The 14810-nt window shown below is 63.6% G+C and carries 11 protein-coding genes; 8 read left to right on the forward strand and 3 right to left on the reverse strand.

What is annotated here, in order from left to right; translation table 11 throughout:
- The first annotated feature begins 100 nt into the window (after positions 1-100).
- A complete protein-coding gene (locus J1C56_RS26140; protein WP_214392916.1) occupies positions 101-919 on the forward strand; it encodes a lytic murein transglycosylase in 819 nt (272 codons plus the stop codon).
- A 130-nt stretch (positions 920-1049) separates the two neighbouring features.
- Positions 1050-1568 (forward strand): hypothetical protein, encoded by a 519-nt coding sequence (locus J1C56_RS26145; RefSeq protein WP_214392917.1) that lies wholly within the window; start codon positions 1050-1052, stop codon positions 1566-1568.
- Between the two features lie 144 nt (positions 1569-1712).
- Here J1C56_RS26145 and J1C56_RS26150 read toward each other — a convergent pair whose 3' ends face one another.
- Both J1C56_RS26150 and J1C56_RS26155 read right to left on the reverse strand, forming a co-directional pair.
- On the reverse strand, positions 1713-2930 hold the full coding sequence (locus J1C56_RS26150) for an argininosuccinate synthase (protein WP_214392918.1): 1218 nt from the start codon (positions 2928-2930) through the stop codon (positions 1713-1715).
- A gap of 283 nt (positions 2931-3213) precedes the next feature.
- Positions 3214-5523 (reverse strand): Tex family protein, encoded by a 2310-nt coding sequence (locus J1C56_RS26155; protein ID WP_214392919.1) that lies wholly within the window; start codon positions 5521-5523, stop codon positions 3214-3216.
- A 203-nt stretch (positions 5524-5726) separates the two neighbouring features.
- Here J1C56_RS26155 and J1C56_RS26160 point away from each other — a divergent pair, with 203 nt between their 5' ends.
- Positions 5727-6083, forward strand: coding sequence for a DUF423 domain-containing protein (locus J1C56_RS26160; protein ID WP_214392920.1), 357 nt, complete (start codon positions 5727-5729; stop codon positions 6081-6083).
- 3 nt (positions 6084-6086) lie between these two features.
- Here the strand turns inward: J1C56_RS26160 and J1C56_RS26165 are convergent, their stop codons facing one another.
- Positions 6087-7499, reverse strand: coding sequence for a helix-turn-helix domain-containing protein (locus J1C56_RS26165; protein WP_214392921.1), 1413 nt, complete (start codon positions 7497-7499; stop codon positions 6087-6089).
- A 166-nt stretch (positions 7500-7665) separates the two neighbouring features.
- Here J1C56_RS26165 and J1C56_RS26170 point away from each other — a divergent pair, with 166 nt between their 5' ends.
- From J1C56_RS26170 to scpA, 5 genes are all read left to right on the forward strand, one after another.
- Positions 7666-8247 carry a biotin transporter BioY gene (locus J1C56_RS26170; RefSeq protein ID WP_214392922.1) on the forward strand — a complete coding sequence of 194 codons (582 nt, stop codon included), beginning with the start codon at positions 7666-7668 and terminating at the stop codon, positions 8245-8247.
- Positions 8247-9779: an acyl-CoA carboxylase subunit beta gene (locus J1C56_RS26175; RefSeq protein WP_214392923.1), complete on the forward strand. Its 1533-nt coding sequence runs from the start codon at positions 8247-8249 to the stop codon at positions 9777-9779. Before J1C56_RS26170 ends, J1C56_RS26175 begins: the two co-directional genes overlap by 1 nt.
- A complete protein-coding gene (locus J1C56_RS26180) occupies positions 9776-10414 on the forward strand; it encodes a DUF429 domain-containing protein (protein WP_214392924.1) in 639 nt (212 codons plus the stop codon). The genes J1C56_RS26175 and J1C56_RS26180 overlap by 4 nt, the downstream gene beginning before the upstream one ends.
- 2 nt (positions 10415-10416) lie before the next feature.
- Positions 10417-12420, forward strand: coding sequence for an acetyl-CoA carboxylase biotin carboxylase subunit (locus J1C56_RS26185; RefSeq protein WP_214392925.1), 2004 nt, complete (start codon positions 10417-10419; stop codon positions 12418-12420).
- 64 nt (positions 12421-12484) lie between these two features.
- Positions 12485-14626 carry a methylmalonyl-CoA mutase gene (gene scpA / locus J1C56_RS26190; protein ID WP_214392926.1) on the forward strand — a complete coding sequence of 714 codons (2142 nt, stop codon included), beginning with the start codon at positions 12485-12487 and terminating at the stop codon, positions 14624-14626.
- Positions 14627-14810 lie beyond the last annotated feature (184 nt).

The following is a 14810-nucleotide window of genomic DNA, read 5'->3' on the forward strand; positions in this document are numbered from 1 at the left end:
AGGCAGACGGGGACGTAAACGCCTTCTTAACGATGACAAGAGAGCGTGGGGCTGGCAACATCCCTCCCAGGGACATTGATTCAGGCATCAGGAGAACGGCATGGCATTATTTGCCAAGGTGAAGACTTTTGCTGCAGCCTCCGCCATGCTGGCGGCTATGGCTGGCGGCGCATATGCGGCGGAGTGCGGCAACAACGCGGCAGGCTTCGAAGCATGGAAGGCATCGTTCGCCGACCAGGCGGCGGCGAACGGCATCAAGGGCAACGCGCTCAGCGCGCTCGCCAAGACGACCTACGCCACCAAGACCATTTATGCCGACCGCAACCAGAAGAGCTTCAAGCTCTCGCTCGACCAGTTCATGGCCAAGCGCGGCGGCAAGGCGATTGCCTCCAAGGGCAAGACCATCAAGAAGCAGAATGCGGCGCTGTTCCAGAGCATCGAGGCCCGCTACGGCGTACCAGCCGGCCCGCTGATCGCGATCTGGGGCATGGAAACCGGCTTCGGTGGCTTCTTGGGCAACCAGCACACGCTGTCGGCCGTCGCGACACTTGCTTATGACTGCCGCCGTTCGGAATACTTCACCGACCAGCTCTACGCCGCACTCAAGCTCGTCCAGAGCGGCACGCTGGCGCCCAACGCCATCGGCGCTGCCCACGGCGAAATCGGCCAGACCCAGTTCCTGCCGGTCAACGTGCTGAAGTATGGCGCCGACGGCGACGGCAACGGCAAGATCGACATGGTCCGCTCAAAGGCGGACGCCCTGGCTTCGACCGCCAACTTCCTGCGCGGCCATGGCTGGAGCGCCGGCGGCGGCTATCAGCCCGGCCAGGCCAATTTCGGCGCCCTGCAGGGCTGGAACGCGGCCAGCGTCTACCAGCAGGCGATCGCCATCATCGGCGCGGAAATCGACGGCAACTGACGCCTGATGACCTGACACAACCCTGTCAGGAGACTTTTGGGGCACACTGGCAAAGCCGGCGCCTCGGACGCAGAATGACAAAAGCCCGGTGGCAACACCGGGCTTTTTCAATGCGGACGAGGATCTTGTCATGAACAGCCAGAGCGGCCTGCCCGCCGATCTCTCGCGCTTCGGCAATGTCGAAGGCTACACCCATTACCCCAAGACAGTGACGCCGGGACTGCCGGCGACGGCAGGCGGCGGCCTGCTGAAATGGTACGAAATCTCAGAAGCGGCGACGCCGGTAACACGCGAAACCAGCGCGCTGGCGCAGCGCTTCCTGGCCGCCGAGACGGCGACCGGGCGCCTCAACCTCAAGGGCGAGCTCGGCTTCGTCATCCTGCACCGCTGCGGCGGCGACTTCCATTTCCTGCTGGTGAGTTCGTGGCGCAACGCCAACGAGATGTGGGAGACGGTCTACGCCAAGACCGCCGCAGCGCCTGATTTTTCGCTGTTTGCCCTGCCTGGGCCGCACCGCGCGACCTTCTGTGTCTGGGAGCTGGCTGCGGTGAATCACGAGCGGCTGGCCTTTGGCCGCTATCTGTTTTCCGCGCGCGACGAGGCCGCCAAGCGGGTCTATCTCGGGGATTACTACGAAGGTGGGGCGTGAGTCTTTCCTTCTCCCCGCTTGCGGGGAGAAGGTGGCCAAAAGGGCCGGATGAGGGGCAGCGCGTACCTCTGGAAGCTTGCACCGCCCCTCATCTGCCTGCCGGCATCTTCTCCCCGTAGAACGGGGAGAAGAAAAAGCCCGTCATCACCGGTTGCGCGCAGCCAGCGTGCGCAGGCGCAGCGCGTTGAGCTTGATGAAGCCGGCGGCGTCCTTCTGGTCGTAGGCGCCCTGGTCATCCTCGAAGGTGACCAGCTTGTCCGAGTAGAGCGACTTCGCGCTTTCGCGCCCGATGACCATGACGTTGCCCTTGTAGAGCTTGAGGGTGACTTCGCCCTCGACATCCTTCTGGCTGAGATCGATCGCCGCCTGCAGCATCTGGCGCTCGGGCGAGAACCAGAAGCCGTAATAGATCAGCTCGGCGTAGCGCGGCATCAGCTCGTCCTTGAGGTGCGCGGCACCACGGTCGAGCGTGATCGATTCGATGGCGCGATGCGCCACAAGCAAAATCGTGCCGCCGGGGGTCTCGTAGACGCCGCGCGACTTCATGCCGACGAAGCGGTTCTCGACCAGGTCGAGACGGCCGATGCCGTTGTCGCGGCCGTAGTCGTTGAGCTTGGCAAGAAGCGTCGCCGGCGACAGGCGCTCGCCGTTGATCGACACGGCGTCGCCCTGTTCGAAGCCGATCTTGATGATCGTCGCCTTGTCGGGCGCTGCCTCGGGCGAAATCGTGCGCATGTGGACGTATTCAGGCGCCTCAACGGCCGGATCTTCGAGCACCTTGCCCTCGGACGACGAGTGCAACAGGTTGGCGTCGACCGAGAACGGCGCTTCGCCCTTCTTGTCCTTGGCGACCGGGATCTGGTGCTTTTCGGCGAAGTCGAGCAGGTCGGTGCGCGACTTGAATTCCCAATCGCGCCATGGCGCGATGATCTTGATGTCGGGGTTGAGCGCATAGGCCGACAGCTCGAAGCGGACCTGGTCGTTGCCCTTGCCGGTGGCGCCATGGGCGATGGCGTCGGCGCCGGTCTTTTTGGCGATGTCAACGAGGTGTTTGGAGATCAGCGGACGGGCGATCGAGGTGCCGAGCAGGTAGACGCCCTCATAGACGGCATTGGCGCGGAACATCGGGAAGACGAAGTCGCGGACGAATTCCTCGCGCACGTCCTCGATGAAGATCTCCTTGATCCCCATCATCTCTGCCTTCTTGCGCGCCGGCTCGAGTTCCTCGCCCTGGCCGAGATCGGCGGTGAAGGTGACGACCTCCGCATTGAGCTCGGTCTGCAGCCACTTGAGGATGATGGAGGTGTCGAGACCGCCGGAATAGGCGAGCACGACCTTCTTGACGTCTTTCCACTTGGACATTTGAGCACGGCACCTTTTGCAAGCGGCCGGCTGGGGCCGCGTTTCCCGGGCTTTCTAAGCAGGAACGGGCAAGCGGGCAAGGGCGATCATGCCGCTGGGGGAGAGGGGCTCGCGATCGTTCCTGACGGACTGCCCCCTCATCCGGCCGCTGCGCGGCCACCTTCTCCCCGGTGGGGAGAAGAGGGAAGGCACAAACCCCCGCGGTCTCCTCTCCCCTCGGGGAGAGGTCGGCCGAGCAAAGCGGAGGCCGGGTGAGGGGGAGATCGCCAGGCAGCACCGCAACCTACTTGCGTTTCATCGCCTCCAGCAGCGCGGCGCCGAAGGCGCCTTGCTGCTCCGGCTTGTTTTGCTGCGGCTTGGGCGACGATGAACTGAACTTCATGTCGCGGGCCTTGGCAGGCGCTGCCGAGCGCGGTGCCGGCTCGCCGCCATCCTTGCGCATGGTCAGCCCGATACGCTTGCGCGGTATGTCGACCTCGACGACGCGGACCTTGACCACGTCGCCGGCCTTCACCACCTCGTGCGGATCCTTCACGAACTTGTCGGCGAGCTGCGAGACATGCACGAGCCCGTCCTGGTGCACGCCGATGTCGACGAAGGCGCCAAAGGCGGCAACGTTGGTGACCGTGCCTTCAAGCAACATGCCCGGCTTCAGATCCTTGATGTCGTCGACTCCGTCGGCAAAGGTCGCGGTCTTGAAGCCCGGGCGCGGATCGCGGCCCGGCTTTTCCAGCTCGGCGATGATGTCGCGCACCGTCGGCAGGCCGAAGCGCTCGTCGACAAAGGCCCGTGGATCGATGGCCTTCAGCGCCGCGCTGTCGCCCATCAGCTGGCGCAGGTCGCGGCCGCAAGATGCGACGATCTTCTTGGCCACGCCATAGGCTTCGGGGTGGACCGACGACGCATCGAGCGGTTCCTTGCCGTCGCGGATGCGCAGGAAGCCGGCGCATTGCTCGAAGGCGCGCTGTCCAAGCCGCGGCACGGCAAGCAGGTCGCGGCGCGTGGCGAAGGCGCCCGAGGCGTCGCGGTGCGCGACGATTGACTCGGCAAGCGACGGTCCGAGGCCAGAGACGCGGGCAAGCAGCGGCGCAGACGCCGTGTTGAGGTCGACGCCAACAGCGTTCACCGCGTCCTCAACCACCGCTTCCAGCGAACGGCCGAGCCGATACTGGTCGACGTCGTGCTGATATTGGCCGACGCCGATCGACTTGGGCTCGATCTTGACCAGCTCGGCGAGCGGGTCCTGCAGGCGCCGGGCGATTGACACGGCACCACGCAGCGACACGTCGAGATTGGGGAACTCGGCGGCAGCCGTGGCGGACGCGGAATAGACCGACGCGCCGGCCTCGCTGACGATGACTTTTGTCGGCTTGGGCGCCGGCATGTCCGTCAGCAAGTCGGCAACCAGGCGTTCGGTCTCGCGGCTGCCGGTGCCGTTGCCGATGGCGATCAGTTCGACCTTGTGGCGAATGATCAATTTGGCAAGCTCGGCCTGGGTGCCGCGCACGTCGTTCTTCGGCGGGAACGGATAGACAGTGGTGGTGTCGAGCACCTTGCCGGTGGCGTCGATGACAGCGACCTTGACGCCGGTGCGGATGCCCGGGTCGAGGCCCATGGTGGCGCGCGAGCCGGCGGGTGCGGCGAGCAATAGGTCCTTGAGGTTGCGCGAAAAGACGCGGATCGCCTCTTCTTCGGCCGCCTCGCGCAGGTCGCGCATCAGGTCGAGCGACAAGGACAGCGACAGCTTCACGCGCCAGGTCCAGCCGGCGACGGTCATCAGCCACTGGTCGCCCGGCAGCGTCGCGCCAATCTGGTAGGCAGCGGCGATCATCCGTTCGACCGGCTTGACCGGCGAGGTGTCTTCGGCGTCGATCTCGAGATCGAGCGACAGCACATCCTCGTTGCGGCCACGCAGCATGGCGAGCGCGCGGTGGCTTGGCACGTTGGCCCAGCGCTCGGAATGGTCGAAATAGTCGGAGAACTTGGCGCCGGCCTCCTGCTTGCCGTCGACGACGCGGGCGCGCATCACCGCGCGCTCCTTCATGTGATTGCGCAGGCGGCCAAGAAGTTCGGCGTTTTCCGAAATGCCTTCGGCGACGATGTCGCGCGCGCCTTCGAGCGCTGCCTTCACGTCAGCGACTTCGCCAGCGACATAGCCAACGGCAAGCTCGGCGGGCACAAGGCTACGGTCGGCGAGAATGGCCTCTGCCAGCGGACCGAGTCCGCGTTCCCTGGCAATCTCCGCCTTGGTGCGGCGCTTGGGCTTGTAGGGCAGATAGATGTCCTCAAGCTCGGCCTTGGTCGTGACGGTGGCGATGCGAACGGCAAGATCGTCGGTCATCTTGCCCTGGCCGGTGATCGACTCGACGATTGCGGCGCGCCGGGATTCAAGCTCGCGCAGATAGACAAGGCGCTCGGACAGATTGCGCAGCTGGGTGTCGTCGAGGCCGCCGGTCACTTCCTTGCGGTAGCGGGCAACGAACGGCACGGTTGCGCCCTCATCGAGCAGTCCGACCGCGGCCACCACCTGCTCGGGCTTCGCATTGATCTCGGCCGCGATGATCGCAGCGATTTTCCTGATGTCGCCAGCCATGGAATCCTGGTGCCTGTTGAACGGTGCGCGAACATAGTGACTGCCTGGCCGAACGCCAAACGGCCATTCATCTCCGCCAGTTCAAGGTCCACAGGAAAGCGGCCATCCTGCGGCAATCGGCGCGCGAAACGGATGGAATTTTGGCGCGCATCTTCCCAGCTTCCGCGTATCTTCCCGGGGAAAGCGCCTTCAGGAGCAAATCAATGAAATTCGACCGGGTTCTGTTCGTGGCGGCTGCATTGTTTGGCGCGGCCGGCGTGGCGCTTTCGGCGGCAGCCAGCCATGGTGGCAGCACCAATGTTGCCACCGCGGCCAATTTCCTGCTGTTTCATGCGCCCGTGCTGATCGCGCTGTCACTGGTCGCAGCCCACAGCCGCATCCTGCACGTTGGAGCAGCCATCCTGCTTCTGGCAGTGCTGCTCTTTTCCGGCGATCTCCTGGCCCGCGACTATCTCGGCCAACGCCTGTTTCCCTTTGCGGCACCAATCGGCGGAACCGGCATGATCCTGGGCTGGCTGATGCTTGCCGTCGGCGGGCTGTTCGCCCCGAGGAACAACTAGGCTTCAGGCGATCCGGTAAGGCAGCGGGTGGCGAACGTCCTTGTCGATCACCAGCTTGCGCTTCAGCGGCGGTACGGCGCGCTGCTGGCAATTGGTGCGCTCGCAGATGCGGCATGAGATGCCGATCGGGTCGTAGGCGGTCTTGCTGTTGAGCTCCAGCCCGTCAGCGTAGACAAAATCCTGAGCGTAAGTGACCTCGCAGCCAAGCGCTATGGCGTAGCGGCGATGCGGTGCGTTGAAGCCGCCACCGCCCTTGGAAATTTCCGTGGCGATGCAGAGATAGCGCGCGCCATCGGGCGTCTCTGCCAACTGGCGGATGATCCGGCCCGGCATCTCGAAAGCCTGGTGCACGTTCCACAGCGGGCAAGCTGCGCCAAAGCGGGCGAACTGCAGCTTGGCCGCGCTGTGGCGCTTGGTGATATTGCCGGCCCGGTCGATGCGGGCAAAGAAAATCGGCACGCCTTTATGACCAGGGCGCTGCAGGGTGCTGAGGCGGTGCGCGACCTGCTCGATGCTGGCGCCGAAATGCGCTGCAAGCAGCTCCAGATCATGACGCAGCTCGCCGGCCGCTTTCATGAACGCGTGGTAGGGAAAGGCGAGCGCCCCGGCAAAGTAGTTGCGCAGGCCCATCTTGCAGATCTCCAGCGCTTCCGCGGTACGGAAGTCGGCTGAGCGCGCGATCTGCGCCACCTCGGTCTCCATTTCCATCTCGGCAATCTGGAAGGCGATCTGGAAACTGCGGGTAGCGACCGGCGAATAGGGATTGAGAAACAGCACGCCCGACTTGGGATCGAAGCGCCGCAAAGCGTCGTCATTGGCATCGGCGCGAGCGATGCGCACGCCATGCCGGCTTTCGAGGTGCCCGGCAAGCACCGCATGGCTGTCGCGCTCCCCGATGCCGAGTTCGCCGGCAAGCCGCTCGGCGGCGATGTCGAGGCTGTGGATGTAGTTGTCGACGAAATGGAAGAAGTCGCGCACTTCCTCATAAGGAGTCGGCTCTGTCAGGCCGATGCTCTTGCCGAGCGTGTCGTCGAGGCTGGCGAGTTGCTCGCTGTTGCGGCGATAGGCTTGGTGGGCGGAGATCAGCGCCCGGGCAAAACCCGGGGCGTTCTGCGTCACCAGCTTGAGCTCCTGCAGGTTCGGCGCGTAGTTCTCGAACAGCGGGTCGCTCAGCGCCTCGGTGAGCGCCGACAGCAGCCGATCGCCGTCGCCTTGCGAAATCTCCGTGATGTCGATCTGGAACTTTTCAGCAAGCGCCAGCAAAACGGACGCCGAAACCGGGCGCTGGTTGTTCTCGATCTGGTTGAGATAGCTGGTCGAAATGCCGATGCGTTCGGCAAAGCTCGCCTGCGTCGCCTTGTTGGCGTCGCGCAGTTCGCGCACCTTGCGGCCGATATAGAGTTTGCGTGACGCCATGTTTGCAAATTCGCAATTTACAGTTCTCGAATTTGTATATTACGCTTTCGCACACTTTCAACTGTTTTCCTGCGCGCGCCATGGGGCTATTGCGCCAACTTCGCTGCTTGCCGCTGACGCGGCGAGAGGCCATTGTTTTTCAAACTCGTAGCGCGGGAGAAAGCTCATGACGCTCTACCAAGCCGTTGCCGACAGGCAGACCAGCCGGCTCACCACAATGGATGTCGTCACGGTTGTTGCAGCTTCGCTGCTTCTGACGCTGTCGGCCAAGATCCAGGTGCCGTTCTATCCCGTGCCGATGACCATGCAGACGCTGGTGGTGATCGGGCTTGGCCTTGCGCTCGGGCCGGTGCGTGGCGCTGCCGCGGTTGCGCTCTATCTCCTGCAGGGCGCGCTTGGGCTGCCGGTCTTTGCCGGCACGCCGGAAAAAGGCATCGGCCTCGCCTACATGATGGGGCCAACTGGCGGTTATCTCCTGGGTTACCTGCCTGCCGCCCTGCTCGCCGGCTGGCTGGCAGAGCGTGGCTGGGACCGCAGCGTGTTTTCGGCCATGGCCGCCGCCTTGTTCGCCGGCGCCGTCATCTACGTTCCGGGCCTGCTCTGGCTCGGCTCGGTGGTCGGCTTCGACAAGCCGGTGCTGGCCTTCGGCCTCTATCCCTTCATCCCGGGTGACATCGCCAAGGCGCTTCTCGCAGCCATCGCCTTCCCCGCCGCCTGGAAGTGGCTTTCCGCAAAGGGCATGAACTGATGCGCGCCGTTCTCGAACAGCTTGAATCCCGCCGCGCCGAGGCCCGCCTCGGTGGTGGCCAAAAACGCATCGACGCCCAGCATGCCAAGGGCAAGCTGACGGCGCGCGAACGCATCGACGTGCTGCTCGACGAAGGCTCCTTCGAAGAGTTCGACATGTATGTCACCCACCGCACCACCGAATTCGGCATGGCCGAGCAAAAGGTGGCGGGCGACGGCGTCGTCACCGGTTGGGGCACCATCAACGGCCGCCTGGTCTATGTCTTCTCCCAGGACTTCACGGTGCTCGGCGGCTCGCTGTCGGAAACGCATGCGCAGAAGATCTGCAAGATCATGGACATGGCGGTGCGCAACGGCGCCCCTGTCATCGGCCTCAACGATTCCGGTGGCGCCCGCATCCAGGAAGGCGTTGCCTCGCTCGCCGGTTATGCCGACGTGTTCAAGCGCAATGTCGACGCCTCGGGCGTGGTGCCGCAGATTTCCGTCATCATGGGCCCGTGCGCCGGTGGCGCCGTCTATTCGCCCGCGATGACCGACTTCATCTTCATGGTGCGTGACTCGTCCTACATGTTCGTCACCGGTCCGGACGTGGTGAAGACCGTCACCAACGAGATCGTCACCGCCGAAGAACTGGGGGGTGCGCGCACCCACACCTCGAAGTCGTCAGTCGCCGACGGTGCGTATGAAAACGACATCGAAGCGCTGGAGCAGGTTCGCCTGCTGTTCGACTTCCTGCCGCTCAACAACCGCGAAAAGCCCCCCGTCCGTCCGTTCCACGACGATCCGGCGCGGCTTGAGAAGCGCCTCGACACGCTGATCCCCGACAGCGCCGCCAAGCCTTACGACATGAAGGAACTGATCCTGGCCATCGCCGACGAAGGCGATTTCTTCGAGATCCAAGAAGCCTTCGCCAGGAACATCATCACCGGCTTCATGCGCATCGAGGGCCAGAGCGTCGGCGTCGTCGCCAACCAGCCCATGGTGCTGGCCGGCTGCCTCGACATCGACTCGTCGCGCAAGGCGGCGCGCTTCGTGCGCTTCTGCGACGCGTTTTCGATCCCGATCCTGACGCTGGTCGACGTGCCAGGCTTCCTGCCGGGAACGGCGCAGGAATATGGCGGCGTCATCAAGCATGGCGCCAAGCTGCTGTTCGCCTATTCGCAGGCGACAGTTCCCATGGTCACGCTGATCACGCGAAAAGCCTATGGCGGCGCTTATGACGTCATGGCGTCCAAGCATATCGGTGCCGACATCAACTATGCCTGGCCGACCGCCGAGATCGCGGTGATGGGCGCCAAGGGCGCGACCGAGATCCTTTACCGCTCGGAACTCGGCAATCCCGAGAAGATCGCCGCGCGCACCAAGGAATATGAAGAACGCTTCGCCAATCCCTTCGTCGCCGCCGAACGCGGCTTCATCGACGAGGTGATCATGCCGCATTCGTCGCGCCGCCGCATCGCCCGCGCCTTCGCCGCCCTGCGCGGCAAGAAGGCCGAAGCGCCGTGGAAGAAGCACGACACGATACCGCTATGATTATCCTCGGCTTTGACCCGGGAGGGGAGAAAAAATTCGGGTGTGTTATCATGGACCTCGAAGGCAACAGCCTCGACTCCTACATCGCGGAGTCAGTAGATGATGCGATTGCTTGGACATTCAAGTCAGTAGGTGGAGCGCAGCCTGTCGCGGCAGGCATTGACACGCTGCTTTTCTGGCAATCCACAAAATCAGGTTGGCGCGGCGCAGATCAATACCTCAGGTCAGCATACCCGGCATGCCGAAGTAGCATTCTTTGCGCAAACGGTTTGTACGGATCAATGTCGGTTCAGGGTGCTGTCTTGGCCCATCGGCTTCGGCAAAAGTGGCCGAAAATTCTACTGACAGAGACACATCCAAAGGTTCTTTGGCATCACATTACTGCTGGGGCTGAGTACCCAAGAAACTGGCAAGATGGTGTACCAGAGCCAGTTGCATCCTGGTTGCAGCGCTCTGAGATCGATGCACCAAGTATCGCAGGAGAAGATGAGTTCGACGCCCTTTTGTCCGCTTGGGCAGCAGGGCAGGCCTACAAAAAGAATTGGACTAGAGACCTATCAGAGCTTCCTGCCAGCAATCAAAACTCTGAGAATATCTACTTAGTTCAAGACATTAACTATTTTTGGCCGGATTAAAAATGTTCAAGAAAATCCTCATCGCCAATCGTGGCGAGATCGCCTGCCGGGTCATCAAGACGGCCCAGAAGCTCGGTATCGCAACGGTCGCCGTCTATTCCGACGCCGACCGCGAGGCGCTGCATGTGAAGATGGCCGACGAAGCCGTGCACATCGGGCCGGCACCGTCCAACCAGTCCTACATCGTCATCCAGAAGATCATCGACGCCGTGCGCCAAACCGGGGCCGATGCGGTGCATCCAGGCTACGGCTTCTTGTCGGAAAACTCGAACTTCGCCGAAGCGCTGAAGGCCGAGGGCGTCGCGTTCATCGGACCGCCCCCGGTTGCCATCGAGGCGATGGGCGACAAGATCACGTCCAAGAAGATCGCGGCTTCCGCCGGCGTGTCAACCGTTCCGGGCCATATGGGCCTGATCGAGGATGCCAGTGAGGCGGTGAAGATCGCCAACCAGATCGGCTATCCCGTGATGATCAAGGCCTCCGCAGGCGGCGGCGGCAAGGGCATGCGCATCGCCTGGACCGACGCCGAGGCGCGCGAAGGTTTCCAGTCGTCCAAGAACGAGGCGAAGTCGTCCTTCGGCGACGACCGCATCTTCATCGAGAAATTCGTCACCCAGCCGCGCCACATCGAGATCCAGCTGCTGGGCGACCAGCACGGCAACCTGCTTTATCTCGGCGAGCGCGAATGCTCGATCCAGCGCCGCAACCAGAAGGTCATCGAGGAGGCGCCCTCGCCCTTCCTCGACGCCGCCACTCGCAAGGCAATGGGCGAGCAGGCCGTCGCACTTGGCAAGGCGGTCGGCTACTTCTCGGCCGGTACCGTCGAATTCATCGTCGATGGTAACAGGAATTTCTACTTCCTCGAGATGAACACCCGGCTCCAGGTCGAGCATCCGGTGACCGAGTTGATCACCGGCATCGACCTCGTCGAGGAAATGATCCGCGTTGCCGCCGGCGAGAAGCTGCGTTTTGGCCAGGACGACATCAAGCTGAACGGCTGGGCGATCGAAAGCCGGCTCTACGCCGAAGACCCCTACCGCAACTTCCTGCCGTCGATCGGCCGCCTCACCCGCTACCGCCCGCCGGTGGAAGGCAAGCGCGACGACGGCACGGTTGTCCGCAACGACACCGGCGTGTTCGAGGGCGGCGAAATTTCGATGTATTACGACCCGATGATCGCCAAGCTGTGCAGCTGGGCGCCGGATCGGGCCACTGCCATCGACGTCATGGGCCGCGCGCTTGACGATTTCGAGGTCGAAGGCATCGGGCACAATTTGCCATTCCTGTCAGCTGTCATGGACCATCCGCGCTTCCGCTCGGGCGTCATCACCACCGCCTTCATCGCCGAAGAGTATCCCGACGGCTTTGCCGGTGTCGCACCGGCCGAGGCCGACGCCAAGAAGCTCGCCGCTGTCGCCGCCCTGATCAATCAATCGGTGCAGCGCCGCAGCGCCCAGATTTCGGGGTCGCTGGCCAACCACCAGCGCCCCGTCGGTGCCGACTGGGTGGTGACACTTGGCGGCTTCACCCTGCCGCTGCATGTCAAGGACGGTGCTGACGGCACGGTCGTCGCGTTCGACGACGGCACCTCGCTCGCTGTTTCGAGCGACTGGTTGCCCGGCCATCTGCACGCCAACTTCGCCGTTGACGGCGCCGGGATCGGCGTCAAGACCTCGCGCTCGGGCACCGGCTGGCGCTTGCGCTGGCGCGGCATGGACGTGGTTGCCCATGTGCGCAGCCCGCGCGTCGCCGAGCTGGCAAAACTGATGCCGGTGAAGCTGCCGCCCGACACCTCCAAGATGCTGCTTTGCCCTATGCCGGGCGTGGTAACTTCGATCCTGGTCAAGGACGGCGACGCCGTCGAAGCCGGCCAGTCGCTGGCGACAGTCGAGGCGATGAAGATGGAAAACGTGCTGCGCGCCGAGCGCAAGGGCACGGTCAAGCGCGTCGCGGCCACTGCTGGCGAAAGCCTCGCCGTCGATGAGCTGATCATGGAATTCGAGTGATGGAAGCCCGGGCTCTTTCACCCTCCCCCTTGTGGGGAGGAAGCCGGCGCCTGAGGAGGCCCCAATGACCGACAAACCAACAATTGATTCCTGGAAAAAGCTCGCCGAACGCGAGATCAAGGCGTCTCCGGATACGCTTGTCTGGAACACGCCCGAGGGCATCGACGTCAAGCCGCTCTACACAGCGGACGATCTTGCGGGCATCGACAACCTCGATTCGATGCCGGGTCTCGCGCCGTTCCTGCGCGGTCCGCGTGCCACCATGTACACCGGTCGTCCCTGGACCATTCGCCAATATGCCGGATTCTCGACGGCCGAAGCCTCCAACAGCTTCTACCGCAAGGCGCTCGCCGCCGGCCAGCAGGGCGTGTCGGTTGCCTTCGACCTTGCCACCCATCGCGGTTATGACTCAGATCATCCGCGCGTCGAAGGCGACGTCGGCAAGGCGGGCGTTGCGATCGACTCGGTCGAGGACATGAAGATCCTGTTCGACGGCATTCCGCTCGAAAAGATCTCGGTGTCGATGACGATGAACGGCGCGGTCATCCCGATCCTCGCCAGTTTCATCGTCGCCGGCGAGGAGCAGGGCGTGCCGCGAGAACAGCTCTCCGGGACCATCCAGAACGACATCCTCAAGGAGTTCATGGTCCGCAACACCTACATCTACCCGCCCGAGCCCTCGATGCGCATCGTCGCCGACATCATCGAGTACACGGCCAAGGAGATGCCGAAGTTCAACTCGATCTCGATCTCGGGCTACCACATGCAGGAAGCCGGCTCGACCCTGGTGCAGGAACTGGCCTTCACGCTGGCCGACGGACGCGAATATGTCCGCGCCGCACTCACTAAGGGCCTCAATGTCGACGAGTTCGCCGGCCGGCTGTCGTTCTTCTTCGCCATCGGCATGAACTTCTTCATGGAGGCCGCCAAGCTGCGCGCCGCGCGCCTGCTGTGGTCGCGCATCATGACCGAATTCGAGCCCAAGAAGGCATCGTCGCTGATGCTGCGCACGCACTGCCAGACCTCAGGCGTTTCGCTGCAGGAGCAGGATCCCTACAACAACATCGTGCGCACCGCCTTCGAGGCGATGTCGGCGGCATTGGGTGGCACCCAGTCGCTGCACACCAACTCGTTCGACGAGGCGATCGCCTTGCCGACAGAGTTTTCGGCGCGCATCGCTCGCAACACCCAGCTGATCCTCCAGCACGAAACGGGCGTGACCAAGGTCGTCGACCCCCTCGCCGGTTCCTATTATGTCGAAAGCCTGACCAACGATCTCGCCGAAAAGGCCTGGGCGCTGATCGAGGAAGTGGAAGCGATGGGCGGCATGACCAAGGCGGTTGCGTCAGGCCTGCCAAAGCGCATGATCGAGGAAGCCGCGACCCGCCGTCAGGCCGCGGTCGACAAGGGCGAAGAGGTCATTGTCGGCGTCAACAAGTACCGACTCGAAGAGGAAGACCATCTCGACATCCTCGAGATCGACAATTCCGCCGTGCGCCTGTCGCAGATCGCCCGCATCGAACGCACGCGTAGGCAGCGCGACCCCCACCGCGTCGAGGCGGCACTGGCGGCACTGGAAAAGATCGCGCGCAGCGGCGACGGCAACATGCTGGCCGCAGCCGTCGAGGCATCGCGGGCGCGTGCCACAGTCGGCGAGATTTCGGACGCGATGCGCCGTGCCTTCGGCGACCATGCGGCGGTGCCGGAAGTGGTCGAGAACGTCTATGGCCAGGCCTATGACGACGAGCCGGAATTCCAGACGCTGGTGTCGCGACTCGAACAGTTTGCCGGCTCACTAGGTGAAAAGCCGCGCATCATGGTGGCCAAGCTCGGCCAGGACGGCCATGACCGTGGCGCCAAGATCATCGCCTCGGCCTTCGGCGATATCGGCTTCGAGGTCATTGCAGGGCCGTTGTTCCAGACGCCCGGCGAGGCCGCCGACACGGCGATCGCCTTCAGGGTTCATGTCGTCGGCATGTCGTCGCTGGCCGCCGGCCACAAGACGCTCGCGCCACAGCTTGTCGCGGCGCTGAAGGCCAAGGGCGCCGAAGACATCATCGTGGTGGTCGGCGGCGTCATCCCGCGGCAGGATTACCAGTACCTGCTCGACCACGGCGTATCGGCGGTGTTCGGACCGGGCACCAATGTGCTCGATGCGGCGCGGGCCGTGCTCGACCTGATGGAAGGCAAGCGCCGCAACCAGTGAGTGCCACACCAGACAAATGGGCCCGCTCGCGCGGGCCTTTTTCGTTTTCAGGCTGTCTTCCGCCCGATGGAGACATATTTGATGCCGTGGCGGGCGACGACGGCGGGGTCGTAGAGATTGCGGCCGTCGAAGATGACGGGCGTGGTCAGTTGCTCCCTGATCAGCTCGAAGGACGGTGCCCTGA

It is taken from the genome of Aminobacter anthyllidis (genome assembly GCF_018555685.1).
GTDB classification, from domain to species: domain Bacteria; phylum Pseudomonadota; class Alphaproteobacteria; order Rhizobiales; family Rhizobiaceae; genus Aminobacter; species Aminobacter anthyllidis.

What these genes read in the sequence shown, in the direction of transcription:
- J1C56_RS26140 (WP_214392916.1), top strand. Translation starts at nt 101, where the DNA reads ATGGCATTATTTGCCAAGGTGAAGACTTTTGCTGCAGCCTCCGCCATG.
- J1C56_RS26145 (WP_214392917.1), top strand. Translation starts at nt 1,050, where the DNA reads ATGAACAGCCAGAGCGGCCTGCCCGCCGATCTCTCGCGCTTCGGCAAT.
- J1C56_RS26150 (WP_214392918.1), bottom strand. Translation starts at nt 2,930, where the DNA reads ATGTCCAAGTGGAAAGACGTCAAGAAGGTCGTGCTCGCCTATTCCGGC.
- J1C56_RS26155 (WP_214392919.1), bottom strand. Translation starts at nt 5,523, where the DNA reads ATGGCTGGCGACATCAGGAAAATCGCTGCGATCATCGCGGCCGAGATC.
- J1C56_RS26160 (WP_214392920.1), top strand. Translation starts at nt 5,727, where the DNA reads ATGAAATTCGACCGGGTTCTGTTCGTGGCGGCTGCATTGTTTGGCGCG.
- J1C56_RS26165 (WP_214392921.1), bottom strand. Translation starts at nt 7,499, where the DNA reads ATGGCGTCACGCAAACTCTATATCGGCCGCAAGGTGCGCGAACTGCGC.
- J1C56_RS26170 (WP_214392922.1), top strand. Translation starts at nt 7,666, where the DNA reads ATGACGCTCTACCAAGCCGTTGCCGACAGGCAGACCAGCCGGCTCACC.
- J1C56_RS26175 (WP_214392923.1), top strand. Translation starts at nt 8,247, where the DNA reads ATGCGCGCCGTTCTCGAACAGCTTGAATCCCGCCGCGCCGAGGCCCGC.
- J1C56_RS26180 (WP_214392924.1), top strand. Translation starts at nt 9,776, where the DNA reads ATGATTATCCTCGGCTTTGACCCGGGAGGGGAGAAAAAATTCGGGTGT.
- J1C56_RS26185 (WP_214392925.1), top strand. Translation starts at nt 10,417, where the DNA reads ATGTTCAAGAAAATCCTCATCGCCAATCGTGGCGAGATCGCCTGCCGG.
- scpA (WP_214392926.1), top strand. Translation starts at nt 12,485, where the DNA reads ATGACCGACAAACCAACAATTGATTCCTGGAAAAAGCTCGCCGAACGC.